The sequence below is a fragment of the Pseudomonas sp. MWU12-3088 genome, from assembly GCF_023242405.1.
GTDB lineage: Bacteria > Pseudomonadota > Gammaproteobacteria > Pseudomonadales > Pseudomonadaceae > Aquipseudomonas > Aquipseudomonas kribbensis.
Genome location: NZ_JALJEA010000008.1, coordinates 152,299 through 177,668, shown reverse-complemented (window position 1 = coordinate 177,668; position 25,370 = coordinate 152,299). Strand labels below are relative to the sequence as shown.

Here is a 25,370-nt window from a genome sequence, read left to right as displayed (position 1 = left end):
CGGCGTAGCGACCGTTGATCAATTGATTAAAGTAACCAGCTAGTACAATTTAACTCCACAGGTCGAAACCCTCGGCCCAAGCCAAAAACAATAAGTGGAGTTTGCCCCCATGCCCCCTATCGTTCTGGTGCTCAACGGCCCGAACCTGAACCTGCTCGGCACCCGTGAACCGGCGACCTACGGTCACGAAACCCTGGCCGACATCTCTGCCCTGTGCGGGCGCGCCGCCGAAGAATTCGGCCTGGCCGTGGAGTTTCGCCAGACCAACCACGAAGGCGAATTGCTCGACTGGATTCACGGCGCCCGCCAGCGCTGCGCCGGCATCGTCATCAACCCGGCCGCCTGGACTCACACTTCGGTAGCGATCCGCGACGCCCTGGTCGCCAGTGAATTGCCGGTGATCGAAGTGCACCTGTCCAACGTCCACGCCCGTGAGCCGTTCCGTCATCACTCATTCGTCTCGGCCATCGCCACCGCCGTGATGTGCGGCTTCGGCAGCCACGGCTATCGGCTGGCCCTGGAACATTTCAGCCAGCGGTTGAAGGGGTGAACCGCATGAACCGCAACAACGTGATACTCGCCGGGCTGATAGGCGCCGGCATTCAGGCCTCCCGCACTCCGGCGCTGCATGAACACGAAGGTGATGAACAGGGCCTGCGTTACCTGTATCGACTGATCGATCTCGATCAACTGCAACTGGACAGGAACGCCCTGCCCGACCTGCTGCTGGCCGCCGAGCGAATGAACTACACCGGGCTGAACATCACTTTCCCGTGCAAGCAGGCAATCATCCCGTTGCTCGATGAGTTATCTCCCGAAGCGCGGGGCATCGGCGCCGTGAACACAGTGGTGTTGAAAGACGGCATACGCGTCGGCCACAACACCGATTGCCTGGGTTTCGCCGAGGGTTTTCGTCGTGGCCTGCCAGACGTTGCCCGCGACCGTGTAGTCCAGATGGGTGCCGGTGGCGCAGGCGCGGCAGTGGCCCACGCCTTGCTGAGCGAAGGCGTACGTCAGTTGAGCATTTTTGATGTGGACGTGGAGCGGGCCGAAAGCCTGGCCAACAACCTCAACCAGCATTTCGGCGCTGGTCGGGCCGTGGCCGGGCACGATCTGTCGAGCGCGTTGAGTCAGGCCGATGGTCTGGTAAACACCACGCCGATGGGCATGGCCAAATTGCCGGGCATGCCCGTGCCGGCAGCATTGCTGCGGCCAGAGTTGTGGGTGGCGGAGATCGTGTATTTCCCGCTGGAAACCGAACTGCTACGCAACGCCCGCGCCCTGGGTTGCCGAACCCTGGATGGCGGCAACATGGCGGTGTTTCAGGCGGTGAAGGCGTTTGAGCTGTTCAGCGGCGTAGCGCCGGATGCGCAACGAATGCTGGCGCATTTTCAAAGCATGAAAGGATAAAACCGTGAGGGGGCGACGCCCCCTCGATACCGATCAGGCCTGCAGGTAGCGCAGCACCGACTCGCAAATCATCTCGCGATGACGCTGTTTGATGGTTTCGTCCGGCAGGTCGATCTGAAAGATCTCACCAAAGGTGTGGCGGTTCGACACGCGATAGAAGCAGAACGAACTGATCAGCAGATGCACGTCCAGCGCGTCGAGCCCGGCGCGGAACACACCTTCAGCAGCACCGCGCGCCAGGATCTCCCCCAGCGAATCAAGAATCGTATTGTTCATCGCCTTGATCGCATCGGAACGCTTCACGTACTCGGCATTGTGGATGTTTTCGATGCAGACGATGCGCACGAAATCGACGTTGCGGTCGTGGTGATCGAAGGTGAATTCCACCAGGCGCCGGATCGCTTCCACTGGCGGTAGCTCGGCCAGGTGCAGACGGTTTTCGGTGCTGCGGATATCGCCGTAGAGCTTCTCCAGCACCTCGACGTACAACTGCTCCTTGCTGCCGAAGTAGTAATAGATCATGCGCTTGGAAGTGTGGATACGCTCGGCGATCGCATCGACGCGGGCGCCGGACAGGCCCTGCTGGACGAACTCGACGATCGCTTCCTGCAGGATGTTCTCGCGGGTTTTTTCCGGGTTGTTCTTGCGACTCTTGCGCGGCTCTACCGCTGATGAAACGGGGGCTGCGGAAAGTTCTGAAGTCATTGTCATTGCGGGCTCACGGCCATCACTGCACAGGCTGGCGATTATGGGCCGCGCGGCACAGTGAAGGAAGCCGCGCGGCCCGTGTTTAATCCCGCGTTTACGAATTTCCTACAACTTAGCCTGGCGAACAGCGCCACTGCGTGCTTTGGCCATCGCCGCCAGTCGCACCGCGACGTTGGCCGCGCCGTAACCGGCGTAACCATTCTTGCGCTGAATGATCTCGAAGAAGAACCGCCCTTCGAACGGCTCGGTGTAGACGTGGAACAGCTCGCCGCCCTGAGCATCGCGGTCATACAGCACGTTGTAGTACGCCAGCTCGCTGAGGAACTCGTCGTCAAAATCGAAACGCGCCGCGAGGTCATCGTAATAGTTGAGCGGAATATCCAGCAGCGGCACGCCCGCCTCTTTCGCACGACTGACCTGCGCAAAGATGTCATCGCAATCGAAGGCAATGTGATGCACCCCGGAACCGCGATAACTCGACAGCGCGTGTGAGATCGCGGTGTTGCGGTTCTCGGAAATGTTCAGCGGCAGACGGATCGAACTGTCGCGACTGCGCAGCGCGCGACTCTTCACCAGCCCGTAGGGATCGGGCAGCACCACTTCGTCATCGGCCTCGAAATCCAGCAGGCTCTTGTAGAACAGCACCCAACTGTCGAGGCTGTCCGCCGGGAGCGCCATGGCCATGTGATCGATGCGCTTGAGCCCGCCACTTGTCACCGCGCCCGGCAGCAGATTGAAGTCGGTGCCGTAGACATCCGCCTCTTCATCCACCAGATAAATCAGGCTGCCATCCGGCGCCCGCACTGCTGCCAGCTCCAGTTCATTGGGGCCGACCAGTCCGCGATACGGCTGCCCTTTATAGGCGACGGCCCGCGCCAGCGCACTGGCGCTGTCCTTGACCCGCACGGCTGTGGCGCACAGCGACGGGCCGTGGGCCTCGAAGAAACTGTGGCCGAACGAATAAGGCTCGGAGTTGAGGATCAGGTTGATATCGCCCTGCCGCAGCAGGCTGACGCTCTTGGAACGGTGCTGTCCGGCCTTGACGAACCCCAGCCGCTCCAGCCAGTTCGACAGCTTGGCGCCGAGGGCTTCGTCGACAGCGAACTCCAGAAACTCGATGCCGTTGTACTCGCTGGCCTTCGGCGTCTCGAAGAGGATTTCGCGGTTATCCACAGGGCAGATTTCCTGCTCCAGACGCTGGCGGGTTTTCTCCTCCAGATACAGCAGCGAACGCAAACCGTCGGCCGCATTGGCCCGAGGCGGCGCGGCACGGAAGCCGTCGTTGAAGATTTCCAGCGACAGCGGCCCGGTGTAGCCACTCTGAATGATCGGCGCGAGAAAGCCCGGCAAATCGAATTCGCCCTGTCCCGGGAAGCAGCGGAAATGCCGGCTCCACTCCAGCACATCCATGGCAAGGATCGGCGCGTCGGCCATCTGCACGAAGAAAATCTTGTCGCCGGGAATCTCGGCAATCGCCCGTGGATCGCCCTTGAGCGACAGGGTGTGGAAGCTGTCGAGCAACACGCCGAGGCTTGGGTGGTCAGCCTGACGCACGATGTCCCAGACCTGTTGATAAGTATTGACGTGACGGCCCCAGGCCAGAGCCTCGTAACCGATGCGCAAGCCTCGGGCGCCGGCACGCTCGGCCAGCAGGCGCAGGTCGTCGATCAAAATCTGCTGATCGCCGACGCTGTCGGGAGAAGCATTGCTGCACACCAGCACCAGATCGGTACCCAGTTCCTGCATCAGATCGAACTTGCGTTCGGCCCGCTCCAGATTGCGCTCCAGCCGATCGCGGCGGCAGCCTTCGAAATCGCGGAACGGCTGGAACAGGGTGATGGCAATTCCGAGGTCGGCGCACATCTGCCGGATTTCCCGAGGGCTGCCGTCGTAATACAGAAGGTCGTTCTCGAAAATCTCCACCCCGTCGAATCCGGCGGCGGCAATGGCTTCGAGTTTTTCCGGCAGGGTTCCGCTCAAGGAAACGGTGGCAATGGATCGCTGCATGTTTCAACTCCCGGTGGAGACGTCGGCTACGGGGATTGCGCCGCTTTTATAAGGTGAGCGAATTATTGGTCCCGGTTTTTCATTGAGCAATTTAAACTGTACTACCCGGTTAGTTTTGCGTGCGATTATCGAACACAATGCCGGTTTGGCGAATTGACGATTTTTCGCCCACTGCCCAACATCCCTTTCACCTTGAGTCCGGATCTGAACCACCGGTCGCAGCGTGCACAAGAAAGCACACCAAATAACAAATCCAAAAACGGGTGGAACACATGATTCCTTCACAGACTTCCCGCATGGCCCCGGCCATGAGCACTGCCACGGGTGGCATCGGCGACAAGATCCGCGGCGCCATGGCCGTCGGCAAGACCCGTTGGGGCATGCTGGCGCTGGTGTTTTTCGCCACCACCCTGAACTACATCGACCGCGCCGCCCTCGGCGTCATGCAGCCGATCCTCGCCAAGGAAATGAGCTGGACGGCGATGGACTACGCCAACATCAACTTCTGGTTTCAAGTCGGCTACGCCATCGGCTTCGTGCTGCAAGGACGGCTGATCGACCGGGTCGGCGTGAAACGCGTGTTCTTCTGCGCGGTGCTGCTCTGGAGCCTGGCCACCGGCGCCCACGGCCTGGCGACCTCGGCGGTGGGCTTCATGGTCTGCCGGTTCATCCTCGGTCTGACCGAAGCGGCCAACTACCCGGCCTGCGTGAAGACCACGCGTCTGTGGTTCCCGGCCGGTGAGCGTGCGGTGGCCACCGGCATCTTCAACGCCGGCACCAACGTCGGTGCGATGTTCACCCCGATGCTGCTGCCGTTGATTCTGCATGTGTGGGGCTGGCAGGCCGCGTTCCTGTGCATGTCGGCACTGGGCGGGATCTGGTTGCTGTTCTGGGGCCTGAAGTACTTCAACCCGGAAGATCACCCGAGCGTGAAACAGTCGGAACTGGACTACATCCAGAAAGAAGTCGAACCGGAACAGGCCCGCGTACCCTTCTCGCGGATCCTGCGCATGCGCGGCACCTGGGCCTTCGCCCTCGCCTACTCGCTGACCGCGCCGGTGTTCTGGTTCTACCTGTACTGGTTGCCGCCGTTTCTCAATCAGCAATACAACCTGGGCATCAACGTCACCCAGATGGGCATTCCGCTGATCATCATCTACGTCACCGCCGACTTCGGCAGCGTGGGCGGCGGGATTCTGTCTTCGTTCCTGATCGGTCGCGGCATGAACTCCATCAAGGCGCGACTGCTGTCGATGTTCCTGTTCGCCTGCTGCATCATCGGCGTGGTCATGGCCGCCGGTTCCGCCAACCTGTGGATCGCAGTGGCCGCCATCTCCCTGGCCATCGGCGCGCACCAGGCCTGGACCGCCAACATCTGGAGCCTGGTGATGGACTACACGCCCAAGCACATGATGAGCACGGTGTTCGGTTTCGGCGGCATGTGCGCGGCAATCGGCGGGATGTTCATGACCCAGATCGTCGGCCATATCCTCACCGTCACCAACAACAACTACACCGTGTTGTTCACCCTGATCCCGGCGATGTACTTCATTGCGCTGACCTGGATGTACTTCATGGCCCCGCGCAAGATTCCTACGGTTACCGAATAACCTTCCTGCACTGACCGGCCTGATTTCAGGCCGGTTGTCCTTTCAGCGCCGGCTCTGCTGCCACGCTGCCGCCAGCCCGCTGCAACAGATCACCGCAATCCCGATCACCGTCATCAGGGTCGGCGTGTGCGCGAACAGCAACCAGCCCAACAGCCCCGCAAACACGATCTGACAATAACCGAACGGCGCCAGCAACGCCGGCGCGGCATGCCGGAATGCCTGGGTCAGAAACAAGTGCGCGGTCATCCCGCACGTGCCCAGCGCCAGCATCAACAAGGCGTGGCCGAGGCTCGGCAGCTGCCAGAAGAACGGCACCAGCGCACTCATCACCAGCGTGTTGCACAACCCGGCGAAAAAGTTGCTGGTGGTCGGGCTGTCCACCTCGCTGAGCTTGCGGGTGAGCAACTGATAGAAGCAGAAGAACAGCGCCGAGCAGAACGGCAACAGAATCGCCGGGGTGAACAATTCGCCACCGGGATGGACGATGATCAACACGCCGATGAAGCCGCAGATCACCGCGATCCACTGGCCCCGCGTCACCCGCTCCTTGAGCAACGGCACCGACAGCGCCGTTACCAGCACCGGCGCAAGAAAGTTGACCGACGTGGCTTCGGCCAGCGGGATGTACAAAAGCGCCGTGGTGAAAAACAGGCTGGTGCCCAGCAGGCACAACGCCCGCGCCAACTGCCACAACGGGCGCTTGGTGCGCAGCACGCGCAACCCGGACTGCGGCAGAAAAATCCCCGCCATCAACAGCGTGTGCACCAGATACCGCGCCCACACCACCATGACAATCGGATAAAAACCCGAGAGGTATTTCGACAGCGCATCGTGGCTGGAGAACAGAAACGTCGCCACGACAATCAGCAAGATCCCCTTGAAGGGTTGGTTGACGCCGGAAAGCGGTGTGCTGACGGTCATTGGCGATCTCTGGAAATCAAAATGAGGAAAGAGCCTCCAGCGATAATTTAGAACCCGGTTCCAAATTCTCACACCCTTGAAGCAGAATACTGTGCGATCAACGCACAGCTTTACAGACAACCCGAATACGCCTGCCATTTCGCGGCTAGACGAACAGCTCCGAAGCCAGGCTTGCCGCCGACAACTCCTCGGTAAACTTCAACAACAGCGGCGCCAGTTCGTGCAACCTCGCCCCCGGCAGCCGCGCACTCGGCCCGGCAATGCTCAACACACCGATAACCCGGCCATCCGCCGGATGTCGCACCACGGCAGCAATGGCCGATGTGCCCACCGCCGAACTTTCTTCGACACAGGCATAACCCTGTTCCCGCGCCACCCGCAGATGTTCGAGCAGTTCAATGTTGGTTCGTGGTGCATTCGGCCCGATATCCGCCGGTATTTCTGCGGCCTGACGCTCAACCAGCGACAGGGCCTCGGCATCACTCATGCTCGCCAGCCACGCATGGCCGGACGCGGTGTAGAACAGCGGTGCATCGCGGCCCATGTCCGGGTCGTAACGCAAACCGCTGCGCGCGCCTTGTGACTTGGCAATCCAGGTCTGGCGCTCGCCATCGGTGACGCCCAGCCGCACCAGTTCGCCGGTTTCCTGCGCCAGTCGATCAAGTACCGGCTGCACGATATCGGCACCGCTGCTCGACAGATAACGAAAACCCATCGCCACCAATTTGGTCGACAAGTGATAACGCAGGGTTTCCGGGTTCTGCCGCACATAACCAAGCCGGGACAACTCGGCGAGCAAGCGGTGGGTCGCACTTTTCGGAATGTCGATTTGTTCCGCAAGGGTTTGCAGCGGCAGTCCGCGCGGCTCGTGGGTGAGGCTTTCGAGCACGCTGAAAACCCGTTCGATCTGACTGCCGGCCATGGTGCGATCCCAGTGAAATTTTGCCGATTCTAAAATACATATCACTGATTGCGAAATCTGGAACTGATCGCTCGATAATCGCCCCCTTTCTCGGCTGACGAGTTGCCGATGCAGGCCGGCGTTGTTTAGTTTTCGGAATCCCATTCTGAAACCCATCAATGCAGGAAGCGCCGACCATGCAGCACATCGTCAACCAACACGGACTGAACCTGCCCAAACTCGGCCTTGGCACATGGCCGATGCTCGGCGACGAATGCACCCGCGCCGTGGAGCAAGCGCTGGAACTCGGCTACCGGCACATCGACACGGCAGCGGCCTACAACAACGAAGACGCCGTCGGACAGGCACTGGCGAATACACCGACACCCCGCGAGCAGATCCACGTCACCACCAAGGTCTGGTGGGACCAGCTGCAACCGGATGCCATGCGTCACTCGCTGGAGCGCAGCCTCAAGGCCTTGCGCAGCGAGTACGTCGATCTATTCATGATCCATTGGCCGACCACCGACTGGGACTTGCCGCGCACTCTCGAGACCCTCGCCTCGTTCAAGGAGCAAGGTCTGGCTCGCAACATCGGCGTGGCGAATTTTCCGCTGCCGTTGCTGCGCAAAGTCGTCGAGGACTACGGCATTCCTCTGTCAGCGATTCAGGTCGAATACCACGTCCTGCTCGGACAAAACGCTCTGCTCGACTACGCCCGTCAACACGATCTGGCACTGACGGCCTACACGCCGCTGGCACGCAACAAGGTCTCGGAGGTTGCGCAGATTCAACAGATCGCCGAAAAACACGGTGTGCTGCCGACTCAAGTCGCACTGAAGTGGCTGCTGGATCAGGACAATGTCGCAGCGATTCCCAAGGCCAGCAGCAAGGCCAATCAACTGGCCAACCTCGCTTCACTGAATGTCGAACTGGATGACGACGACCGGGCGTTGATCTCCGCGTTGTCCAAGCGCGAACGTCAGGTCAGCCCGGACTTCGCGCCGGTGTGGGACGCCTTCGACCGCTGACCCGCCGAAAGAAATCCGCCGACGGATTGAATTCCCGGCGCTCATGCTCGTCAATAACAGGCCCGATCTCGTCCCCCGAGGTCGGGCCTGTTTGCCTGTGTACGAATGGACGGACGACCGGACTGGCGCCACACTCACACACCAGCAACACTCATCACCACGATCAGACAGAGGATTCCCACATGCTATGGAGAAAAGGTCGACGCAGTGACAACGTCGTCGATGCCCGTGGCGATGACATGGGCGGTGGTGGCATGCGTTTTGGGGGCGGCAAGGGCCTGAGCCTCGGCGCGATTCTGCTGATTGTCGGCATTGGCTGGATCACCGGGCAGGACCCGCTGCAGATCCTCGGCCAGCTCACCGGGCAGATGACCGAGCAATCGGCCCCTAATTCACAAACCCGTCAGGCACCGCCGGCCAACGATGAACAGGCTGAATTCGTGCGTTCGATCCTCGGCGACACCGAAGACACCTGGGGCGCGATCTTCCAGCAGGCCGGCCGGCAATACAAAGACCCGACCCTGGTGCTGTTCAGCAACCGGGTCAATTCGGCCTGCGGCATGGCCACCTCGGCCACCGGCCCGTTCTATTGCCCGGCAGACCAGAAGGTCTATCTGGATATGGCGTTCTTCCAGGAAATGGCCCAGCGCTTCAAGGCCGCCGGTGATTTCGCCCAGGCCTACGTGATCGCTCACGAAGTCGGACACCATGTGCAGACGCTTCTCGGCGTCTCGGCGAAAATTCAGGCTGCCCGTCAGCAAGGCCGGCAGATGCAAGGTGATGGCGGCCTGCTGGTGCGTCAGGAACTGCAGGCCGACTGCCTTGCCGGCGTCTGGGCCTACCATGCGCAGAAACGTCTGAACTGGCTGGAACCGGGCGATATCGAAGAGGCCTTGAACGCAGCGAACGCCATCGGTGATGATCGCTTGCAGCAACAGGGTCAGGGCCGTGTGGTGCCGGACTCGTTCACCCACGGTACGTCGGCGCAAAGGGTGCGCTGGTTCAAAACCGGATTCGCCCAGGGCCAGGTCGGCCAGTGCGATACCTTTGCGGCGAAAAACCTGTAAATGCATAAATGGCTGTTGGCATTACTGTTCATCGGCGGCACCGTGCAAGCGGCCGGCGTCGACGCGATCAGTCCCGGACGCCTGCAACTGCGGGCCGGCGAAATGGCGGTGGGCATCGGCCCGGCGCCGGCGAAAATCGAGCGGGTGCTGATCGTCATTCATGGCAAGCTGCGCAACGCCGAGACCTACCGCAAGAGTGGCGAGAGCGCCGCCGAACTGGCCGGGCAAACCGCCAACACCCTGGTGATCGCCCCGCAGTTTCTCAACGAAAGCGATGTCGCCCTCTATTCGTTGCCCCCCAGCGTGCTGCGCTGGAAGGGCAATGAGTGGATGGGCGGCGGATTATCCACAGGACCGAACCCGCTAAGCTCCTATGCCGCCCTCGACGAAATCATTGGTCGGCTGAGTGATCGCAAGCAGTTTCCGGACGTGAAGCAGATCGTGATCTTCGGCCACTCCGGCGGCGGTCAGGTGGTGCAGCGCTATGCCCTGCTCGCCCGCGAACAACCGGCGCTCAAGGCTGAAGGCATTCGCTTGCGCTATGTGGTGGCCAACCCGTCGTCCTACGCCTACTTCAACGAGCAACGGCCGGTGGCGTTCGATCACGCGCAGTGCCCGGGTTTCAACCGCTGGAAGTACGGTCTGGTGGATCCACCGATCTACTCCGGTGGGCAAACGCCCGCGCAGCTTGAAGGCAGTTACGTCAAACGCGAGGTGATTTATCTGCTGGGCCAGCAGGATATCGACCCGCAACACCCGGCGCTGGACAAGAGCTGTGCCGCCGAAGCCCAAGGGGCTTATCGACTGGAGCGTGGGAAGATGTTTTTCAGCTATCTGCTGCGTCGGCATCCGGAAGGGGTGAATCAGCGGCTGGTGGAAGTGCCCGGCGTCGGGCATAACGGCGACGGCATGTTGACCTCGCCGGAAGGCCAGAAAGCAATCTTCGACCAATAAAAAACGGGGGCCAAAGCCCCCGTTTTTTTCAAGCGAACAACATTCGCCGCAACTCTACACAATCCATCGCATGCCAGTCGGTCAGCTCGGGCCAGGGATTATCCGGCAGGTTCACCAGCACCGTGTGCGCCCCCGCGGCCCGACCGCAATCAAGATCAAATCGGTAATCACCGACCATCACCATCTCGCTCGCCAGCACTTGCCAGGCATCCGCCAGTTTCAGCAGGCCACCCGGATGCGGTTTCGGCGGCGCTTCATCCCGGCCCAGTACATCGTCCACCGCAAAGCAGTCCGCCAGTCCGATGGCCTCCAGCGTCACATGGGCCAGCTCCCGCGCATTGCGGGTCAGAATGCCGAGCCGATAACCCCGGGCGTGCAGATCACGCACCAGTTCCACCGCGCCGACTGCCGGGGTCGAGCCAAGCGCCAGATCCCGCTCATGCTCCAGCAGCCAAGCATGTTTCGCCGCCGCTTCCTCGGCTGGCAATGCCGCGAGGTGGGTAAGGATGTCGTCCTCCGGCGGAATAGCCAGCGCCACGCGAATCGCCGCGAAATCATGCACGGCGACGGTCAGGGTGCCGTCCATGTCGAACACCCAGTGCCGCACCTCCGCCAGACTCATGCCCAGTCCTTGCGATGACGGATCAGGCCTTCCTGAGTCACCGACGCTACGAGTTGCCCGGCTCGGTTGAACACGCTGCCACGGGAGAACCCGCGAGAGTTGCCGGCCCACGGGCTGTCCATGGCGTAGAGCAACCAGTCATCGGCGCGCAGGTCATTGTGGAACCACAAGGCGTGATCGAGGCTGGCGACCTGCATGTCTTTCTGCCAGACCGACTTGCCGTGGGGCAGCATCGAGGTGGTCAGCAGACCAAAGTCAGAGGCGTAGGCCAGCAGGTATTTGTGCAGCGCCGGGATGTCGGCCAACGCGCCGTCGGCACGGAACCACACGTACTTGATCGGATCCGCCGGTTGCGGGTTGTACGGGTCTTTTTCAGTGACCGGGCGCACTTCGATCGGTTTCGGGCACAGCAGTTTTTCGCGCATGTGTTCCGGGATCAGGTGCGCGCGTTGCTGGGTCAGTTCCAACTCCGACGGCAGGTTTTCCGGACCGACCACTTGCGGCATCTGACTCTGGTGTTCGAAGCCTTCTTCGTCGTACTGGAACGAAGCGCTGCAAGTGAAAATCGGGTGGCCCTTCTGGATCGCGGTCACGCGGCGGGTGCTGAAACTGCCGCCGTCACGCACGCGGTCAACCGAGTAGACCACCGGCAACTTGGCATCGCCCGGACGCAGGAAATAACCGTGCATCGAATGCACATGACGGGTTTCTTCAACGGTCTGACTGGCCGCCGACAGCGACTGGCCGAGCACCTGGCCGCCGAACAACTGGCGAAAGCCCAGATCCTGACTGCGACCACGGAACAGGTTTTCCTCGATCGGTTCGAGGGTCAGCAGATCCACCAGATCTTCCAACACTTGGCTCATTCAGACTCTCCTCACACAACGCTATGCCGCGCAGTCTTGGCTGCGGCGGCCAATTCAGGTTCTGGCGCGAGCCATGATCGCGCCATTGTAAACGTCCGTGTCGGCTTAGCCATGCAGGGTCTGCAGCCATTGCTCCCTGGTGATTCGGTACAACAGATGTCGACGCAACGGGTGATCGACAGCCAGTTTCGGGTGATCGAAATCATGGGCCGGGTCGTGATGCATGCCGATGGCCTGCATGACCTTTTCCGACGGTAGATTGCTCTGTGCGGTGAAGGCCACGATCTCCTTCAGGGCCAGACGGTCAAAGCCGCAGCGCAGCGCGGTCCATGCCGCTTCGCTGGCATATCCCAGGCCCCAGTGCTCTTTCGCCAGACGCCAGCCGATTTCCACCGCCGGGGTGAACGGCGCCTCGAAACCGACCACGCCGAGCCCGGTAAAACCGATGAATTCGCCGGTGTCCTTGCGCTCCAGCGCCCACAGGCCGAAGCCGTGTTCGGCGAAATGGCCGCGCACACGGCCGATCATTGCGGCACTTTCCAGCCGGCTCAACAGCGCGGGAAAATAGCGCATCACCTGCGGATCGGCGCACATCGCCGCAAATGCCGGCAAATCCGCGTCCTGCCACTGACGCATCAGCAGTCGCGCGCTTTCCAGCTGCAGTATCGGCTCCATCGTGCCCCTCCGTTTCCATGCCGCCAGTCTACATCGCTGGTAGGCTTTGCACTCTTTCCTACAGCCTTTATGAATAGTCCGCCATGCCATTGCCGTTGATCTACCACGAAGACTACAGCCCCGAGTTTCCGGCGGATCACCGCTTTCCCATGGACAAGTTCCGTCTGCTGCGCGATCACCTGGTGGACAGCGGCCTGACTCGCGATGAAGACCTGCTGCGCCCTGAACTGTGCCCTGCCGACATCCTCGCCCTGGCCCATGACCGCAACTACATCGAACGCTACATGAGTGGCGAGCTTTCCCGCGAAGACCAGCGGCGTCTGGGCTTACCGTGGAACGAAGCGCTGGCCCGGCGCACGGTGCGGGCGGTCGGCGGTTCGATTCTGGCGGCGGAGAAAGCGCTGGAACATGGTCTGGCCTGCCACTTGGCCGGCGGCACCCATCACGCCCACTACGACTACCCCGCCGGCTTCTGCATCTTCAATGACCTGGCGATCATCAGTCACTACCTGCTGCAAAGCGGCCGGGTGAACCGGGTGCTGATCTTCGATTGCGACGTGCATCAGGGCGATGGGACTGCACGGATTCTGCACAACACCCCGGAAGCGATCACCGTTTCCCTGCACTGCGAAAAGAACTTTCCTGCACGCAAGGCCGAAAGCGACTGGGACATTCCACTGCCCAACGGCATGGGCGATGCCGATTACCTGAAAGTCGTCGATGACGCGCTTAACTACCTGCTGCCGCTGTATCAGCCGGATCTGGTGCTGTACGACGCCGGTGTCGACGTGCACAAGGACGACGCCCTCGGTTATCTGCAACTGACCGACGAAGGCGTTGCCGCCCGCGATGAAAGCGTCATGCGCCACTGCCTGGGCCGCGACATCCCGGTGGTCGGCGTGATCGGCGGTGGCTACAGCAAGGATCGCCAGGCCCTCGCCCGTCGTCACGGCATCCTGCATCACAGTGCGCAGCGCGTCTGGCAGTCATCGGGTTGCCATTGAGTTGTGCTGCGTTACCCACAATGGCTGTGGAACGGCCTGTGGATAACCTGAGCGAAAGGGACTACAGCCCACGCTGAACATGGCCTGCAGCCCGCTGGTTATTTTTTGATCAGGCCTGACGCCGGCCGCTGCTGCTAGAATGCGCGGCTTATTCCGCCACGCTATTGCCGCTGCCATGACCCAGAATTCCGCCGCCCTTCCCGCTCACGTCGCCATCATCGGCGGTGGCCCCGCCGGCCTGATGGCCGCCGAAGTGCTGAGCCAGGCCGGAGTTCGCGTCGAACTGTACGATGGCATGCCTTCGGTGGGCCGCAAGTTCCTGCTGGCCGGGGTTGGCGGCATGAACATCACCCATTCCGAAGCCTGGCCGGCGTTCCTCTCGCGCTACGCCGAACGCGCCCCGAACATCGCCCCGCTACTGCGCGCCTTCGACGCCGATGCTCTGTGCCGGTGGATTCACGAACTGGGCATCGAAACCTTCATCGGCAGCTCCGGCCGGGTATTCCCCACCGACATGAAAGCCGCGCCATTGCTGCGCGCCTGGCTCAAGCGCCTGCGCGACAGCGGCGTGGTTATCCACACCCGCCACCGCTGGCTCGGCTGGGATGAAAAGGGTGCGTTGCGCATCGACAGCCCGGAAGGCGAGAAAACCCTGAACCCCGACGCCACCCTGCTCGCCCTCGGCGGCGGCAGCTGGTCGCGTCTGGGTTCCGACGGCGCGTGGATGCTGCCATTGGAGCAACGCGGCGTAGGACTGGCGCCCTTGCAGCCAAGCAATTGCGGCTTCGAGGTGCAGGCCTGGAGCGAAGTGATGGTGAGCAAATTCGCCGGCGCGCCGCTGAAAAATATCGCCATTGGTTTGAACGACGATGTTCCGCGTCTGGGCGAATGCGTGATCACCGCGACCGGGATCGAGGGCAGTCTGATCTACGCCCTGTCGGCGCCGATTCGCGAAGCGATCAATGTGCACGGCGCCGCGACTGTTCACATCGACCTGTTGCCCGGCCGACCTGTGGATAAATTGCAGGCGGCATTGAGCAAACCCCGGGGCTCGCGCTCGATGGCCAAGCATCTGCACAGTCAGGTCGGGATTGATGGGGTGAAAGCGGCGTTGCTGCGTGAACTCACTGACGCCGCAACGTTTGCCGACCCAGCACTGCTGGCCCGGGCGATCAAGACCTTGCCGCTGACACTGGTGAAAACCCGACCGCTGGATGAAGCGATCAGCAGTGCCGGTGGGGTGACGTTCGAGGCGATGGATGAGCGATTGATGCTCAAGGCGTTGCCGGGGGTGTTCTGTGCGGGGGAGATGCTGGATTGGGAAGCGCCGACCGGGGGTTATCTGCTGACGGCGTGTTTTGCCAGTGGCCGGGCGGCGGGGTTGGGGATGCTGGACTGGTTACGACGCTGAGATCGAGTCGCCCCTTTCCCCTCACCCCAACCCTCTCCCGGAGGGAGAGGGAGCCGACCGAGGTGTCTGGCGCTATACATCGACCTGAGAAACCGAGTCGATTATGGATTCGGTAAAGCAGGATCAGGTCGGTGCATCTCTGAAGCATCCCCCAATCAGTCCCCTCTCCCTTTGGGAGAGGGTTAGGGTGAGGGGCTTTTGACTTTCGGCGACGCTTAAGGCTTACGCTTACGCGGCCCCGTATTAAACACCGGCACCTTGCGCACAGGCTTGATCGCCACCTCCGGCGCCGGGGTATCGCCGCTGTCCACCCACTTGCCCAGATTGCGCTTGCCACCGCCGCCACCGGAAACCTTCGGCTTCTTCGGTTTCTTCGGCTTCTTGATCACCTGCCCACTGGCATCGGTATCCGGCACGCGGTGCTCCGGTACGAAGTCCGGTTCGATCTCGCGCTTCAACGTGCTGCGGGTCAACATTTCAATCGCCGACAACATGTTCACTTCATCGGCGCACACCAGCGAAATCGCCTCACCGGTCGAACCCGCGCGGCCAGTCCGGCCGATACGGTGAATGTAATCCTCGGCGACGATCGGCAGATCGAAGTTGACCACCAATGGCAGGTCTTCGATGTCCAGACCACGGGCCGCCACGTCGGTGGCCACCAGAATCTGCACTTCGCTCAGTTTGAAACGGTCCAGCGCCCGCTGCCGGGTCGCTTGCGGCTTGTCGCCGTGGATGCCGTCGGCGTTCACGCCCAGACCCTGGAGCTTCTCGACCAGCGCATCCACACCATTACGGGTCTTGGCGAACACCAGCACCTGCTTCCACTTGTTCTTGCGCATCAGGTGCACGAACAGTTCCGGCTTGCGCTTTTTGTCCACCGTCACCACCCACTGCTTGACGGTGTTGGCGGCCACGTTGCGCGGGCTGACTTCGATGCTCTGCGGATCGTTGAGCATCTGCCCGGCCAGCAGGCGGATGTCATCGGAGAAGGTTGCGGAGAACAGCAGCGTCTGACGTTTCTTCGGCAGCGCACGGTAAATGTTCGCCAGCTCTTCGGAAAAGCCCAGGTCGAGCATGCGGTCGGCTTCGTCCAGCACCAGGGTTTGCAACTGGTTGAACTTCAGCGCGTTCTGGCGGAACAGGTCGAGCAGACGGCCCGGAGTGGCCACCAGCAGATCGACGCCACCACGCAGCTTCATCATCTGCGGGTTGATGCTGACGCCGCCGTACACCGCGTAAGTGCGCAATGGCAGGTTTTCGGCATACTGGCGCACAGCTTCGTGGACTTGTTCGGCCAGCTCGCGAGTCGGCACCAGAATCAGCGCGCGCACCGAGTTGGCGGTGACTTTCGGCCCTTCCATCGCCAGCAGTTGCAACAGCGGCAAGGCGAAACCGGCGGTCTTGCCGGTGCCGGTCTGGGCCGCGGCCATCAGGTCGCGACCGGCCAGCACGGCCGGAATGGCCTGCGCCTGCACCGGCGTCGGGGTCTGGTAGCCGAGCTTCTCGAGGGAGCGCAGCAAGGGTTCGATCAGGCCAAGGGTGGCGAAAGTCATGGGAGTACCGTAGGAAAAAATCAGAGCACGTGTGCGATGGCGCGCAGTTTACCCTAATTCGCACGCTGCTCCGTCGCTATGGCAGCCGGCTCGCTGACCACCGGCAACTGCCGAGGGCGGCGCCACTGCGGCAACCCGATCAGCACCACCGCGCCAATGATCACCAGCATCGCCAGCGCCTCTTCGACCCCGATGGTCTCGCCGACAAACACGATCCCCAGCAACACCGCCACCGCCGGGTTCACATAGGCATAACTGGTGGCCGCCGCCGGACGAACGTTTTTCAACAGATACATGTAAGCGTTGAAGGCGATGATCGAGCCGAAGAAGATCAGGTACGCCAGCGCCAGCCAGCCTTCCAGCGGCGGCATGGCTTGCAGGTGTTCACCGCTCGCCGCGCTACCGATCAACAGCACCACGCCGCCCACCAGCATTTCCACGGCACTGGCCATTGCGCCCTGGGGTAGCGGCAAGTGTTTGCTCCACACCGAACCGAACGCCCAGCTCGCCGCCGCGAAAATCAGCAGCGCCGCGCCCAGCGGGCTCGATTGCAGGTTGGAGCCCATGTTGAGCATCGCGATGCCGATAATCCCCATCGCCACCCCGGCCCATTCCAGACGGGTGTTGCGCGCGCCCCAGAAATAACCGCAGAGCAAAGTGAACAGCGGCACCGTTGCCACTGCCAACGCGGCAACACCCGACGCCACGCCGCTATGCTCGGCCAGGGTCACCGCGCCATTGCCGAAACTGAGCAACAGAATCCCGATGATCCCCGCCGCTTTCCACTGCGCCCAGGTCGGCGCCGGTGCCCCGCGCCAGCGCAGGAACGCGTACATCAGAGTGCCCGCAATCACGAAGCGTACGCCGCCGAGCATCAGCGGCGGCCAGTATTCGACGCCGATGCGGATCACCAGATAGGTCGATCCCCAAATCACGTACAACGCAAAAAACGCAGCGATCAAGGGCAAGGAAAAACGGCGCAAGGCAGACATGAGCAACTCGAAAGTCAGACACAGGGGATTGGTTATTCTAGAAAGGCCAACCGCTAAAAATAAGTTACAAAACCTGTTTATAGCGCCGGTACACTTTTGAAAACACGGAGATCGACGGCTGAAACCGTGATTTCGAAAGTCTGGCATTTTCAGGAGTCCGACCTTGGACAAATACGACCGCATGCTGCTCGGCGCCCTGCTCGAAAACGGTCGCGCGTCCTACGCCGACCTCGCCCGCAAAGTGAACCTCTCCGCCCCCGCCGTCGCCGAGCGCGTGGCAAAACTCGAGGCGGCCGGAGTCATCACCGGGTATCAGGCGAACATCGACCTGTCGAAAATCGGCTTGCCGATCCAGTGCGTGATCGAATTGCGCCTCCACCAGAACGGCAGTCAAAAGGTCTACGACGAACTGGTGAAAATTCCGCAACTGACCGAGTGCTTTCGAGTGACGGGCGATCCGTGCGTGATCATGAAGGCCGCGGTGGCTTCAATGCCGGAGCTGGAAGACTTGATCAACCAGGTGGCGAAATTCGGGTTCAGCAAGACGTCGATCGTGTTGTCGAGTGCGATAGAGAAGCGGGTGCCGTTGGGGCATATTGAAGGTAACGGCAAATCCTGAGGCAAAACACCTACTGCCGCTCGTTCCCACGCAGAGCGTGGGAACGATCATTCACGCTTATTCAGCGATAACGCTGCAAGTGCTCGCCAACCTTCGCTGCCGGCACCTTCTGCAATTTGCAAAGCAAGTCGTGCGACAACTCCCGCACCCCATGCTTGTGCCGCAACTCATCCGCCAGATGCGCCAGCAAATTCGCCGCCATCTCCGCATCCGCCATCGCCCTGTGCGCCTTGCCGGTGTGCGGCAATTGGGCAAACGTGGTGAGTGTGCCGAGCTTGTGGTTCGGCGCCGCCGGCATCAGGCGGCGGGCCAGCAGTAGCGAGCAGGCGAAGTTCTGCAAACGGGTGCGTTTGATCCGGCCCAGTTCGAAGTCCCAGAACTTCTGGTCGAACGCGGCGTTGTGCGCCAGCAGGGGCGTGCAGCCGACGAATTCGTTGACTTCGTTCATCACCTGTTCGGCCGAAGGCGCGGTGCGCAGCATGGCGTTGCTGATGCCGGTGAGTTGTTCGATGAAGGCCGGGACGCGGACGCCAGCGTTCATCAGGCTCTGGTAACGCTCGACGATGCGGCCGTTTTCCAGCATGACCACGGCGATTTCCGTGGCCCGGCAGCTGCTGCTCGGCGAGATGCCGGTGGTTTCAAAGTCGATGACTGCAATGCGTTCCAAACCGGGTTCAACTCCGTTCAAATCAATGCTTGAGCTTGTGCTCAGTTTTTCAACAGCAGTGCGCCTTCGATCGGCACATAACGGCTGGCGGCGCGGATCAGCGAGTTGGCGGTCAGGCCGGGAACGCCATAGGCCACCGCTTGCACGCCGTGTTTGTTGATGATGCGTTCGAGCAGCATGTCGAAATCGCCGTCACCGGAAGCCAGGACGATTTCGTCGACGTGGTCGGCGGCGTCCATGATGTCGAGGGTGATGCCCACATCCCAGTCGCCCTTGGCCGAGCCGTCGCTGCGCTGGATGTAGGGTTTGAGTTTTACGGTGAAACCGAGGTTGCGCAGGATCTGCTGGAACTGCTGCTGTTTGCTGTCGCCCCGGTCGATGGCGTAGGCGTAGGCCTCGACGATCTGCCCGTGCTGGCTGACATCCGCCCACAGTGCCGCGTAGTTGAAGTGGCAACCGTAGGCCTGGCGGACGGTGTAGTAGAGGTTCTGCACATCGGCGAACACTGCGATTTTTTTCACCGGAGTTCCTGTGAGCGCTGACGCGCATGAGCCGGATCAGGCACCAGGCCCGAAAAAGGCGCCCAGTATGCCAGCCCGGAGGAAGGTTCCGCGAATAATCGGCCCGGGGCGCTCAGGCGCCCCGGACGAATGGTGAATCAGACGAAGGAATCGTCGTCATCGAAGAACGATGAGTTGTCATCGCTGTAGTCGGTGTCGGTAAAGCCGCCCTGATCATTACCGTAGGAATCATTGTTGGCCATGCGCTGATCATCGCCCCAGCCGTTGTTGCTCTGGTCGTTGACCTGGGCTGGCTCTTCCTTGATGACTTCGACGATTTCCTGCGGCTGCTGGTTTTGATGGAACAGGCTGCTGATGCCTTGTGCCAGCATCACGCCACCCGCCACACCGGCAGCGGTTTTCAGGGCGCCGCCGAGGAAGCTGCTGCCGGCCGCCGGGGCCGCTGGTTGCTGGCCATAACCCGGTGGTGGTGCGCCGAAGTTCTGTTGTGGCGCGGGGGCACCGAAGTTCTGCTGCGGAGCCGGTTCACGCCAGCCGCCGGAGGACGCCGGGGCGCTCTGGGTCGGGGCCGGACGCGGGCTGCTGCCACCGAAGATGCTCGACAGGAAACCGCCGCCACTCGACGCCGGGGCTGCGCTCTGTGCCTTGGCCGATTGCAGTTCGGCCTGCAGTTGCTGGACCTGTTGAGTCAGTTGTTTGTTCTGTTCGTCGAGGCTCTTGATCGCGGCCTCCTGCACCAGAATCGCCTGGGTCATGAAATAGCCTGCGGCCGGCTGGCGCGTCAGGTGTTCCTTGATCCGCGCTTCAGCCAGGGCGTCACGCGGGGCTGCCTCCGTTTCGGCCTGTTGCAGCCGGGAAAACAGTCCATCGATCAGGGTTTGCTCTTCGCTGTTCATGGCGACCTCGTAGATTGCCGGGGATAACGTTGCCCTCGTCCACAGTGGAGGAGGCGCACCTACGTAATGGAGGCAGCGACAGAATGTTTCAATGGTCTTTACCGAACGTTTACGTTTGCGCCCGGCAGCACATCATCGGTTAAAGTGAGCCACTGTTTTTGACCTGCGATACCGACTGATGAATGCCTTCGATGTGCTGCGTGACTCGCTGTATTTCTTTAAACGCAATCTGGCGCGGATCGTCCAGCTGTGCCTGCCGCTGGTGATCTTCGAAGCCGCGTTGCAACAGGTGGTCGATCACACAAGCGACCCGGACGGTTATTCGGCCATCAGCGTGATCGTCGGCCTGCTGGTCTACCCGCTGTACACCGCCGCGCTGATCCTGTTTCTCGACGCCCGCACCCGTGGCGAATCCCCGCAAACCCTCGACTTGCTGGCGATGGCGGCGCGCCTTTGGCCGCGTTTCGCCGTGCTCACTGCGCTGAACACGTTGTTGATTTTGCTCGGTCTGTCCCTGTATTTCCTGCCAGGCTTGTGGCTGATGGTCACCCTGGCCTTCGGTGAATACCTGCTGGTGCTGCGCGGCTACGGCCCGTTGCAGGCGATGAAGGAAAGCCTGCGCCTGAGCCGTGGGCATTTCCTGCGGATTCTGGTGTGCATCCTCTGTGTGATGGGGCCGCTGTGGCTGCTCAAGGGTCTGACCCTGCAGGTCTACCCCGACCCGCAGAATCCGTTGATCGCCATATTGATCGACAGTGGCCACAGCTTCCTGCAACTGTTCACCAGCGTGGTGCTGTTCCGCCTGTTCATGTTGATCAGCGAATTGCCCGACAAACGTGACGGAAGGGGCTGACCGCTCTGCGCTTGGGTGATGCGGGGGTCTCGTATATGCTCGGGACCACTTCCGTATCGCTATAAGCCGAGCCATGACCCGTCTACTGCGCTACATCCTGCTTACTGTTCTGCTGGCCGTCGCCCTGATCGGCGTGATGATTTTCAGCCTGACCTGGCGCCCCGACGCCCGGGAGACCCTGCCGGTCAGTTGCACCGGGCAACCGCCAACGCTGGTGCCCGGCCAGGCGCTGAAGGTCATGACCTGGAACGTGCAATACCTGGCCGGCAAGCGTTATGTGTTCTGGAATGACCTGGCGCAAGGCGACGACGAAGCCCCGACCACGGAAGACATGGCCTTCAGCCTCGACGAAGTGGCCCGGGTGATCCGCGACGAGCAGCCCGACGTGGTGCTGATCCAGGAACTGGATGACGGCGCCAAGGCCAGCGACTATCAGAACCAGCTCAAGCTGTTGCAGGAACGCCTCACCGACCTCTACCCGTGCAGCGCCCACGCCTTCGACTGGAAGGCCGATTTCGTCCCGAATCCGCATATCTTCGGCAGCGTCGGCCGGCAACTCGCGACCCTCAGCCGCTTCCGCATCGAACACGCCGAACGCCTGCAATTGCCGGTGCAGCCGCTGAATATCATCAGCCGCCAGTTCCAGCCGAAAAACGCCCTGCTCGCCACCACCCTGCCGTTCAGCGATGGCGGGCAACTGGTGGTGTTCAACACGCATCTGGATCGTGCCATGCAACCGGACGAAACCTTGCAGGCGCAAGTTTCGGCAGTGGCCAAGGTTCTCGACAAACACGAAAGCCACGGCACGCCGTGGCTGATCGGGGGTGACTTCAACCTGTTGCCGCTCGGCCAGTACCGGCGCCTGCCGGTCGAACAGCGCACGCCCTACTCCGTGGACAGTGCGCTGCACCTGTTGTGGGACAAGTACCCGATGATCCCGACCAACAATGAAGCCAGCGGCATCGACCGCGCCAAGTGGCTGACCCACTACCCCAACGACCCCGGCCTCAACGGCCCGGACCGCACGGTCGATTACCTGTTCTACAGCCCGAAGATCAAACGGGTCGAAGCCACGGTGCGGCAGGACGATACGTTGCGCATTTCCGATCATTTGCCGGTGATTGCGAAGTTCCTCCTACCACCCAACTGAACTCAGTGAGCCTCTTCGAGATCGTCGTGCAACAGCCCGAAGATCTGCCGTTTCATGTCGATGAACGAGCGTTCCATGACCATGTCCAGGGTGCGTGGGCGTTCGATCGGCACATCGAGAATCTGCTTGATCCGCCCCGGCCGCGCGCCCATCACGTACACCCGGTCGCCGAGCAGGATCGCCTCGTCGATATCGTGAGTGACGAACAGCACAGTCTTCTTGCTGTTGCCCCACACCCGCAGCAACAGCTGCTGCATTTGCAGACGGGTCTGGCTGTCGAGGGCGCCGAAGGGTTCGTCCATCAGCAGGATCTGCGGGTCGTTGGCCAATGCACGGGCAATCGCCACCCGCTGCATCATGCCGCCGGACAGCTGCTTGGCGTAGTTGTCGGCAAATCCTGACAAACCGACTTCATGGACGTAGTGATCGACGATTTCCTTGCGCTTGGCCGCCGGCATGCCCCGGCGCTTGAGGCCGAACTCGACGTTCTGCCGCACCGTCAGCCACGGGAACAGCGTGTAGCTCTGGAACACCATCCCACGATCCGCGCCGGGGCCCTGCACTTGCTGACCGCCGACGTAGATCTCGCCGGACGTCGGCTCGGCCAGGCCGGCGGTGAGATACAGCAGGCTCGACTTGCCGCAGCCCGACGGCCCGACCAGCACCGCGAATTGCTGATCCGGCACTTCGAACGACACTTCTTCCAGCGCGGTGAACGTGCCGCCGCCGGGTTTGGTGTAACGCAGGCTGACCTTGTCCACCTGCAACCTTGGCGCGGCCTGTGCCGGTGCGTCGACCGGCTCGATGAAACGACGGTTGGCAGCGGTTACTGAGCCCATGCGGCAATCCTCAAACGCAAGAAGCGGAACAGTTGATCGGTGACCAGGCCCAGCAGGCCGATGATCGCGATGGCGAGAAAAATCACGTCGACCTGAAAACCACGCATGGCCTTGAGGCTCAAGTAACCGAGGCCACTGGAAGCGGCGACCAGTTCGGCGACCACCAGATAGGTCCAGGCCCAGCCCATGGTCACCCGCAGGGTGTCGAGTACGCCGGGCAGCGACGCCGGGGCGATCACATGCAGCACCGCGTCACGCCGGTTGGAACCGAGGGTGTAGGAAGCGTTGATCAAGTCCTTGGAGATGCCTTTGGACACGTCCGCGACCATCACCAGTTGCTGGAAGAACACGCCAAAGATGATCACCGACACCCGCTGCTCCAGACCGATGCCGATCCACAGGATGAACAGCGGCACGAACGAGGTTACCGGCAGGTAGCGGATGAAGTTGACCATCGGCTCGAGGAACGCCTGGACGATGCGGAAGCTGCCCATCAGCAAGCCCAGCGGTACCGCCACCAGCGACGACACAATAAAACCAACCATCACCACTTCGACACTGGCCCAGACATGCTGCCCTAGGGTGCCGTCGCGGCTCAGACGCAGGGCGGCTTCAACCACTGCACCGGGCGTCGGCAGGAACATCCCCGGCACGATGCCGCCGTAGGACAACCCGGCCCACAGGCCGACCAGCAACACCCAGGCCAGACCGCTGGCGCTCCACACCACCGGCACCGGCAATCCGGTCTTCGGCGTGATGCAGCGACTCAGCCATGAATTGCGCTTGAACATGACCAGTCTCCTAGAGCGGGCTGACGAAACGGTTATCCACCAGGTCGTCGTTGCTGACGTTGTAGGGCTTGCCCTGCAGTTCGCTGGCGGTTTCGTTGGCCAGTTTGATCAGCGGCTCGCTGTCACCCGGCGCGCCCGGTTTGCCCAGCAGCTTCTCGCTCATGGCCTGATCGTAGAAGCGCACGCCCTGTGCGGCGGCGGCCAGTTCCTTCGGATCGGACAGGTAACCGCCGACGCCCTTGGCCATGATTTCGTAGGCTTTCTGTGGATGGTCCTTGGTGTACTGCACCGCTTTGTAGAGACCGGCGACCAGCGCCTTGACGTCTTCCGGCTGCTTCTCGATCACCGTGCAGTTGAGCGCCACCACATCGACGATCACGCCCGGCGTACTGCTGCTGTCGATCAGCACCTTGCCCTGCTGCTTGTCGCGCACCATCGACAGATGCGGCTCCCAGGTCACGGCGGCCGGCACGCGACCGGCGATGAACGCGGTGGCGGCATCGTCGGCGGTCATGTTCTGCACGGTGATGTCGCTCATGCGCATGCCGTTCTTTTTCAGCAGGTACGACAGCCAGAACTGCGAGGTCGAACCCTCGTTGACGGCCACGGCTTGGCCCTTCAGCTCTTGCAGACTCTTGACGTTCTTGCCGACCAGCACGCCGTCGCCGCCATGGCTGTCATCCAGCGCGGCCACGGCCTTGAAGCAGAACTGCGGGCGGTATTTGAGCACTTCGTCGATGGTCGACGCCGAGCCGGACAATTGCCCGGACGCCTGGGCGGCCATGTACATCGAGGCTTCTTCGACCACCGGCAATTCGACGGTCAGGCCGTTTTCCTTGAAGTAGCCCAGATCCTGGGCCAGATACAGGGTGCCGTAACCGACCCATGTGGTGTGGCCGATCGACAAGGTGCCGGCCTGGGCGGCGGTGACGGAAAGGGCGGAAATCGCCAGAGGACAAGCAAGACGGGTAAACAAGGACTTGTTCATGGAGCACTCCCAACGCTGTTGATTTAGTTGTCATGGGCAGTACGGCCAGCCGGGGTCTCGCGATTGCACGCTGCGGTCTCTGTCGGACTCTGGCGGGCAATGCCTTGGCTGGCGAAATCGATGTTGACCCAGGCCCGGCGTCAGGAAAACGAGGAAATAGTTAGACGCGAACGATGAAAAAACTGGGTAGTGCGCACCGCGAAAGGGCGCGTCGGGCGGGGGTGCACGGAGGGGGTGCAAGACAGCAAAAACGATGTTGAATCGGCTGACGCAATCGCGGGCAAGCCCGCTCCCACAGGGGCCAGTATCGC

General features: G+C 61.6%; 26 protein-coding genes. 11 read left to right on the top strand and 15 right to left on the bottom strand.

Annotation, left to right across the window (positions count from 1 at the left end):
- Window positions 1-109 precede the first annotated feature (109 nt).
- Together aroQ and M5B98_RS19605 are read left to right on the top strand one after the other, a co-directional pair.
- Window positions 110-550, top strand: a complete 441-nt coding sequence (gene aroQ / locus M5B98_RS19610) for a type II 3-dehydroquinate dehydratase (protein WP_011336043.1) — start codon at window positions 110-112, stop codon at window positions 548-550.
- A 5-nt stretch (window positions 551-555) separates the two neighbouring features.
- The gene (locus tag M5B98_RS19605; protein ID WP_248743695.1) at window positions 556-1,410 is read left to right on the top strand and encodes a shikimate dehydrogenase; all 855 of its coding nucleotides are present in this window, start codon (window positions 556-558) and stop codon (window positions 1,408-1,410) included.
- 33 nt (window positions 1,411-1,443) lie between these two features.
- Here M5B98_RS19605 and M5B98_RS19600 read toward each other — a convergent pair whose 3' ends face one another.
- Window positions 1,444-2,121, bottom strand: coding sequence for a TetR family transcriptional regulator (locus M5B98_RS19600; protein WP_085732890.1), 678 nt, complete (start codon window positions 2,119-2,121; stop codon window positions 1,444-1,446).
- A gap of 102 nt (window positions 2,122-2,223) precedes the next feature.
- Window positions 2,224-4,125, bottom strand: coding sequence for a 3-dehydroshikimate dehydratase QuiC (quiC, locus tag M5B98_RS19595; protein WP_248743694.1), 1,902 nt, complete (start codon window positions 4,123-4,125; stop codon window positions 2,224-2,226).
- Between the two features lie 272 nt (window positions 4,126-4,397).
- Here quiC and M5B98_RS19590 point away from each other — a divergent pair, with 272 nt between their 5' ends.
- On the top strand, window positions 4,398-5,735 hold the full coding sequence (locus M5B98_RS19590; RefSeq protein ID WP_114885678.1) for an MFS transporter: 1,338 nt from the start codon (window positions 4,398-4,400) through the stop codon (window positions 5,733-5,735).
- A gap of 42 nt (window positions 5,736-5,777) precedes the next feature.
- On the opposite strand, the gene M5B98_RS19585 is transcribed toward M5B98_RS19590, so the two are convergent.
- Both M5B98_RS19585 and M5B98_RS19580 read right to left on the bottom strand, forming a co-directional pair.
- A complete protein-coding gene (locus M5B98_RS19585; protein ID WP_085712235.1) occupies window positions 5,778-6,656 on the bottom strand; it encodes a DMT family transporter in 879 nt (292 codons plus the stop codon).
- Between the two features lie 145 nt (window positions 6,657-6,801).
- Complete coding sequence (locus tag M5B98_RS19580; protein ID WP_134828185.1) at window positions 6,802-7,578, bottom strand: IclR family transcriptional regulator; 777 nt, start codon at window positions 7,576-7,578, stop codon at window positions 6,802-6,804.
- 176 nt (window positions 7,579-7,754) lie between these two features.
- Here M5B98_RS19580 and M5B98_RS19575 point away from each other — a divergent pair, with 176 nt between their 5' ends.
- The 3 genes from M5B98_RS19575 to M5B98_RS19565 all read left to right on the top strand — a co-directional run bounded on the left by M5B98_RS19575 (window position 7,755) and on the right by M5B98_RS19565 (window position 10,609).
- Window positions 7,755-8,588: an aldo/keto reductase gene (locus M5B98_RS19575; protein WP_248743693.1), complete on the top strand. Its 834-nt coding sequence runs from the start codon at window positions 7,755-7,757 to the stop codon at window positions 8,586-8,588.
- Window positions 8,589-8,770: 182 nt separating this feature from the next.
- Entirely contained in the window at window positions 8,771-9,655 is an 885-nt protein-coding gene (locus M5B98_RS19570) for a neutral zinc metallopeptidase (protein ID WP_248743692.1), read from the top strand.
- Entirely contained in the window at window positions 9,656-10,609 is a 954-nt protein-coding gene (locus tag M5B98_RS19565; RefSeq protein WP_248743691.1) for an alpha/beta hydrolase, read from the top strand.
- 28 nt (window positions 10,610-10,637) lie between these two features.
- On the opposite strand, the gene M5B98_RS19560 is transcribed toward M5B98_RS19565, so the two are convergent.
- The 3 genes from M5B98_RS19560 to M5B98_RS19550 form a co-directional block, all read right to left on the bottom strand.
- Entirely contained in the window at window positions 10,638-11,231 is a 594-nt protein-coding gene (locus tag M5B98_RS19560; RefSeq protein ID WP_248743690.1) for an HAD family hydrolase, read from the bottom strand.
- Window positions 11,228-12,097 (bottom strand): acyl-CoA thioesterase II, encoded by an 870-nt coding sequence (tesB, locus tag M5B98_RS19555; protein ID WP_085712241.1) that lies wholly within the window; start codon window positions 12,095-12,097, stop codon window positions 11,228-11,230. The genes M5B98_RS19560 and tesB overlap by 4 nt, the downstream gene beginning before the upstream one ends.
- A 105-nt stretch (window positions 12,098-12,202) precedes the next feature.
- Window positions 12,203-12,772, bottom strand: coding sequence for a GNAT family N-acetyltransferase (locus tag M5B98_RS19550; RefSeq protein ID WP_248743689.1), 570 nt, complete (start codon window positions 12,770-12,772; stop codon window positions 12,203-12,205).
- An 83-nt stretch (window positions 12,773-12,855) separates the two neighbouring features.
- On the opposite strand from M5B98_RS19550, the gene M5B98_RS19545 reads away from it, so the two are divergent.
- Complete coding sequence (locus M5B98_RS19545; protein ID WP_085712243.1) at window positions 12,856-13,776, top strand: histone deacetylase; 921 nt, start codon at window positions 12,856-12,858, stop codon at window positions 13,774-13,776.
- Window positions 13,777-13,951: 175 nt separating this feature from the next.
- The gene (locus tag M5B98_RS19540; protein ID WP_248743688.1) at window positions 13,952-15,187 is read left to right on the top strand and encodes a TIGR03862 family flavoprotein; all 1,236 of its coding nucleotides are present in this window, start codon (window positions 13,952-13,954) and stop codon (window positions 15,185-15,187) included.
- Between the two features lie 215 nt (window positions 15,188-15,402).
- Here M5B98_RS19540 and M5B98_RS19535 read toward each other — a convergent pair whose 3' ends face one another.
- Together M5B98_RS19535 and yedA are read right to left on the bottom strand one after the other, a co-directional pair.
- Window positions 15,403-16,743 carry a DEAD/DEAH box helicase gene (locus tag M5B98_RS19535; RefSeq protein WP_248743687.1) on the bottom strand — a complete coding sequence of 447 codons (1,341 nt, stop codon included), beginning with the start codon at window positions 16,741-16,743 and terminating at the stop codon, window positions 15,403-15,405.
- A 53-nt stretch (window positions 16,744-16,796) separates the two neighbouring features.
- Window positions 16,797-17,735, bottom strand: coding sequence for a drug/metabolite exporter YedA (yedA, locus tag M5B98_RS19530; protein ID WP_248743686.1), 939 nt, complete (start codon window positions 17,733-17,735; stop codon window positions 16,797-16,799).
- A gap of 163 nt (window positions 17,736-17,898) precedes the next feature.
- Between yedA and M5B98_RS19525 the strand changes: the two genes are divergently transcribed.
- Complete coding sequence (locus M5B98_RS19525) at window positions 17,899-18,354, top strand: Lrp/AsnC family transcriptional regulator (protein WP_248743685.1); 456 nt, start codon at window positions 17,899-17,901, stop codon at window positions 18,352-18,354.
- A gap of 61 nt (window positions 18,355-18,415) precedes the next feature.
- Here M5B98_RS19525 and M5B98_RS19520 read toward each other — a convergent pair whose 3' ends face one another.
- The 3 genes from M5B98_RS19520 to M5B98_RS19510 form a co-directional block, all read right to left on the bottom strand.
- A complete protein-coding gene (locus M5B98_RS19520) occupies window positions 18,416-19,021 on the bottom strand; it encodes a PolC-type DNA polymerase III (protein ID WP_248743684.1) in 606 nt (201 codons plus the stop codon).
- Window positions 19,022-19,062: 41 nt separating this feature from the next.
- The gene (locus tag M5B98_RS19515; RefSeq protein ID WP_007958730.1) at window positions 19,063-19,542 is read right to left on the bottom strand and encodes an NYN domain-containing protein; all 480 of its coding nucleotides are present in this window, start codon (window positions 19,540-19,542) and stop codon (window positions 19,063-19,065) included.
- 137 nt (window positions 19,543-19,679) lie between these two features.
- Window positions 19,680-20,438, bottom strand: coding sequence for a DUF2076 domain-containing protein (locus M5B98_RS19510; RefSeq protein WP_248743683.1), 759 nt, complete (start codon window positions 20,436-20,438; stop codon window positions 19,680-19,682).
- A gap of 178 nt (window positions 20,439-20,616) precedes the next feature.
- Between M5B98_RS19510 and M5B98_RS19505 the strand changes: the two genes are divergently transcribed.
- Window positions 20,617-21,291, top strand: a complete 675-nt coding sequence (locus M5B98_RS19505) for a YciC family protein (RefSeq protein ID WP_248743682.1) — start codon at window positions 20,617-20,619, stop codon at window positions 21,289-21,291.
- 73 nt (window positions 21,292-21,364) lie between these two features.
- Complete coding sequence (locus tag M5B98_RS19500; RefSeq protein ID WP_248743681.1) at window positions 21,365-22,441, top strand: endonuclease/exonuclease/phosphatase family protein; 1,077 nt, start codon at window positions 21,365-21,367, stop codon at window positions 22,439-22,441.
- Window positions 22,442-22,443: 2 nt separating this feature from the next.
- On the opposite strand, the gene M5B98_RS19495 is transcribed toward M5B98_RS19500, so the two are convergent.
- The 3 genes from M5B98_RS19495 to M5B98_RS19485 are packed head-to-tail and all read right to left on the bottom strand — an operon-like array spanning window position 22,444 to window position 25,059.
- Complete coding sequence (locus tag M5B98_RS19495; RefSeq protein ID WP_248743680.1) at window positions 22,444-23,280, bottom strand: ABC transporter ATP-binding protein; 837 nt, start codon at window positions 23,278-23,280, stop codon at window positions 22,444-22,446.
- Window positions 23,268-24,071, bottom strand: coding sequence for an ABC transporter permease (locus tag M5B98_RS19490; RefSeq protein ID WP_065259616.1), 804 nt, complete (start codon window positions 24,069-24,071; stop codon window positions 23,268-23,270). Before M5B98_RS19490 ends, M5B98_RS19495 begins: the two co-directional genes overlap by 13 nt.
- A gap of 10 nt (window positions 24,072-24,081) precedes the next feature.
- Window positions 24,082-25,059: an ABC transporter substrate-binding protein gene (locus M5B98_RS19485; RefSeq protein ID WP_085712255.1), complete on the bottom strand. Its 978-nt coding sequence runs from the start codon at window positions 25,057-25,059 to the stop codon at window positions 24,082-24,084.
- Between the last annotated feature and the right edge of the window lie 311 nt (window positions 25,060-25,370).

Excerpts from the sequence above, each read along its gene's own strand:
- aroQ (WP_011336043.1), top strand. The coding sequence starts at position 110 with ATGCCCCCTATCGTTCTGGTGCTCAACGGCCCGAACCTGAACCTGCTC.
- M5B98_RS19605 (WP_248743695.1), top strand. The coding sequence starts at position 556 with ATGAACCGCAACAACGTGATACTCGCCGGGCTGATAGGCGCCGGCATT.
- M5B98_RS19600 (WP_085732890.1), bottom strand. The coding sequence starts at position 2,121 with ATGACAATGACTTCAGAACTTTCCGCAGCCCCCGTTTCATCAGCGGTA.
- quiC (WP_248743694.1), bottom strand. The coding sequence starts at position 4,125 with ATGCAGCGATCCATTGCCACCGTTTCCTTGAGCGGAACCCTGCCGGAA.
- M5B98_RS19590 (WP_114885678.1), top strand. The coding sequence starts at position 4,398 with ATGATTCCTTCACAGACTTCCCGCATGGCCCCGGCCATGAGCACTGCC.
- M5B98_RS19585 (WP_085712235.1), bottom strand. The coding sequence starts at position 6,656 with ATGACCGTCAGCACACCGCTTTCCGGCGTCAACCAACCCTTCAAGGGG.
- M5B98_RS19580 (WP_134828185.1), bottom strand. The coding sequence starts at position 7,578 with ATGGCCGGCAGTCAGATCGAACGGGTTTTCAGCGTGCTCGAAAGCCTC.
- M5B98_RS19575 (WP_248743693.1), top strand. The coding sequence starts at position 7,755 with ATGCAGCACATCGTCAACCAACACGGACTGAACCTGCCCAAACTCGGC.
- M5B98_RS19570 (WP_248743692.1), top strand. The coding sequence starts at position 8,771 with ATGCTATGGAGAAAAGGTCGACGCAGTGACAACGTCGTCGATGCCCGT.
- M5B98_RS19565 (WP_248743691.1), top strand. The coding sequence starts at position 9,656 with ATGCATAAATGGCTGTTGGCATTACTGTTCATCGGCGGCACCGTGCAA.
- M5B98_RS19560 (WP_248743690.1), bottom strand. The coding sequence starts at position 11,231 with ATGAGTCTGGCGGAGGTGCGGCACTGGGTGTTCGACATGGACGGCACC.
- tesB (WP_085712241.1), bottom strand. The coding sequence starts at position 12,097 with ATGAGCCAAGTGTTGGAAGATCTGGTGGATCTGCTGACCCTCGAACCG.
- M5B98_RS19550 (WP_248743689.1), bottom strand. The coding sequence starts at position 12,772 with ATGGAGCCGATACTGCAGCTGGAAAGCGCGCGACTGCTGATGCGTCAG.
- M5B98_RS19545 (WP_085712243.1), top strand. The coding sequence starts at position 12,856 with ATGCCATTGCCGTTGATCTACCACGAAGACTACAGCCCCGAGTTTCCG.
- M5B98_RS19540 (WP_248743688.1), top strand. The coding sequence starts at position 13,952 with ATGACCCAGAATTCCGCCGCCCTTCCCGCTCACGTCGCCATCATCGGC.
- M5B98_RS19535 (WP_248743687.1), bottom strand. The coding sequence starts at position 16,743 with ATGACTTTCGCCACCCTTGGCCTGATCGAACCCTTGCTGCGCTCCCTC.
- yedA (WP_248743686.1), bottom strand. The coding sequence starts at position 17,735 with ATGTCTGCCTTGCGCCGTTTTTCCTTGCCCTTGATCGCTGCGTTTTTT.
- M5B98_RS19510 (WP_248743683.1), bottom strand. The coding sequence starts at position 20,438 with ATGAACAGCGAAGAGCAAACCCTGATCGATGGACTGTTTTCCCGGCTG.
- M5B98_RS19505 (WP_248743682.1), top strand. The coding sequence starts at position 20,617 with ATGAATGCCTTCGATGTGCTGCGTGACTCGCTGTATTTCTTTAAACGC.
- M5B98_RS19500 (WP_248743681.1), top strand. The coding sequence starts at position 21,365 with ATGACCCGTCTACTGCGCTACATCCTGCTTACTGTTCTGCTGGCCGTC.
- M5B98_RS19495 (WP_248743680.1), bottom strand. The coding sequence starts at position 23,280 with ATGGGCTCAGTAACCGCTGCCAACCGTCGTTTCATCGAGCCGGTCGAC.
- M5B98_RS19490 (WP_065259616.1), bottom strand. The coding sequence starts at position 24,071 with ATGTTCAAGCGCAATTCATGGCTGAGTCGCTGCATCACGCCGAAGACC.
- M5B98_RS19485 (WP_085712255.1), bottom strand. The coding sequence starts at position 25,059 with ATGAACAAGTCCTTGTTTACCCGTCTTGCTTGTCCTCTGGCGATTTCC.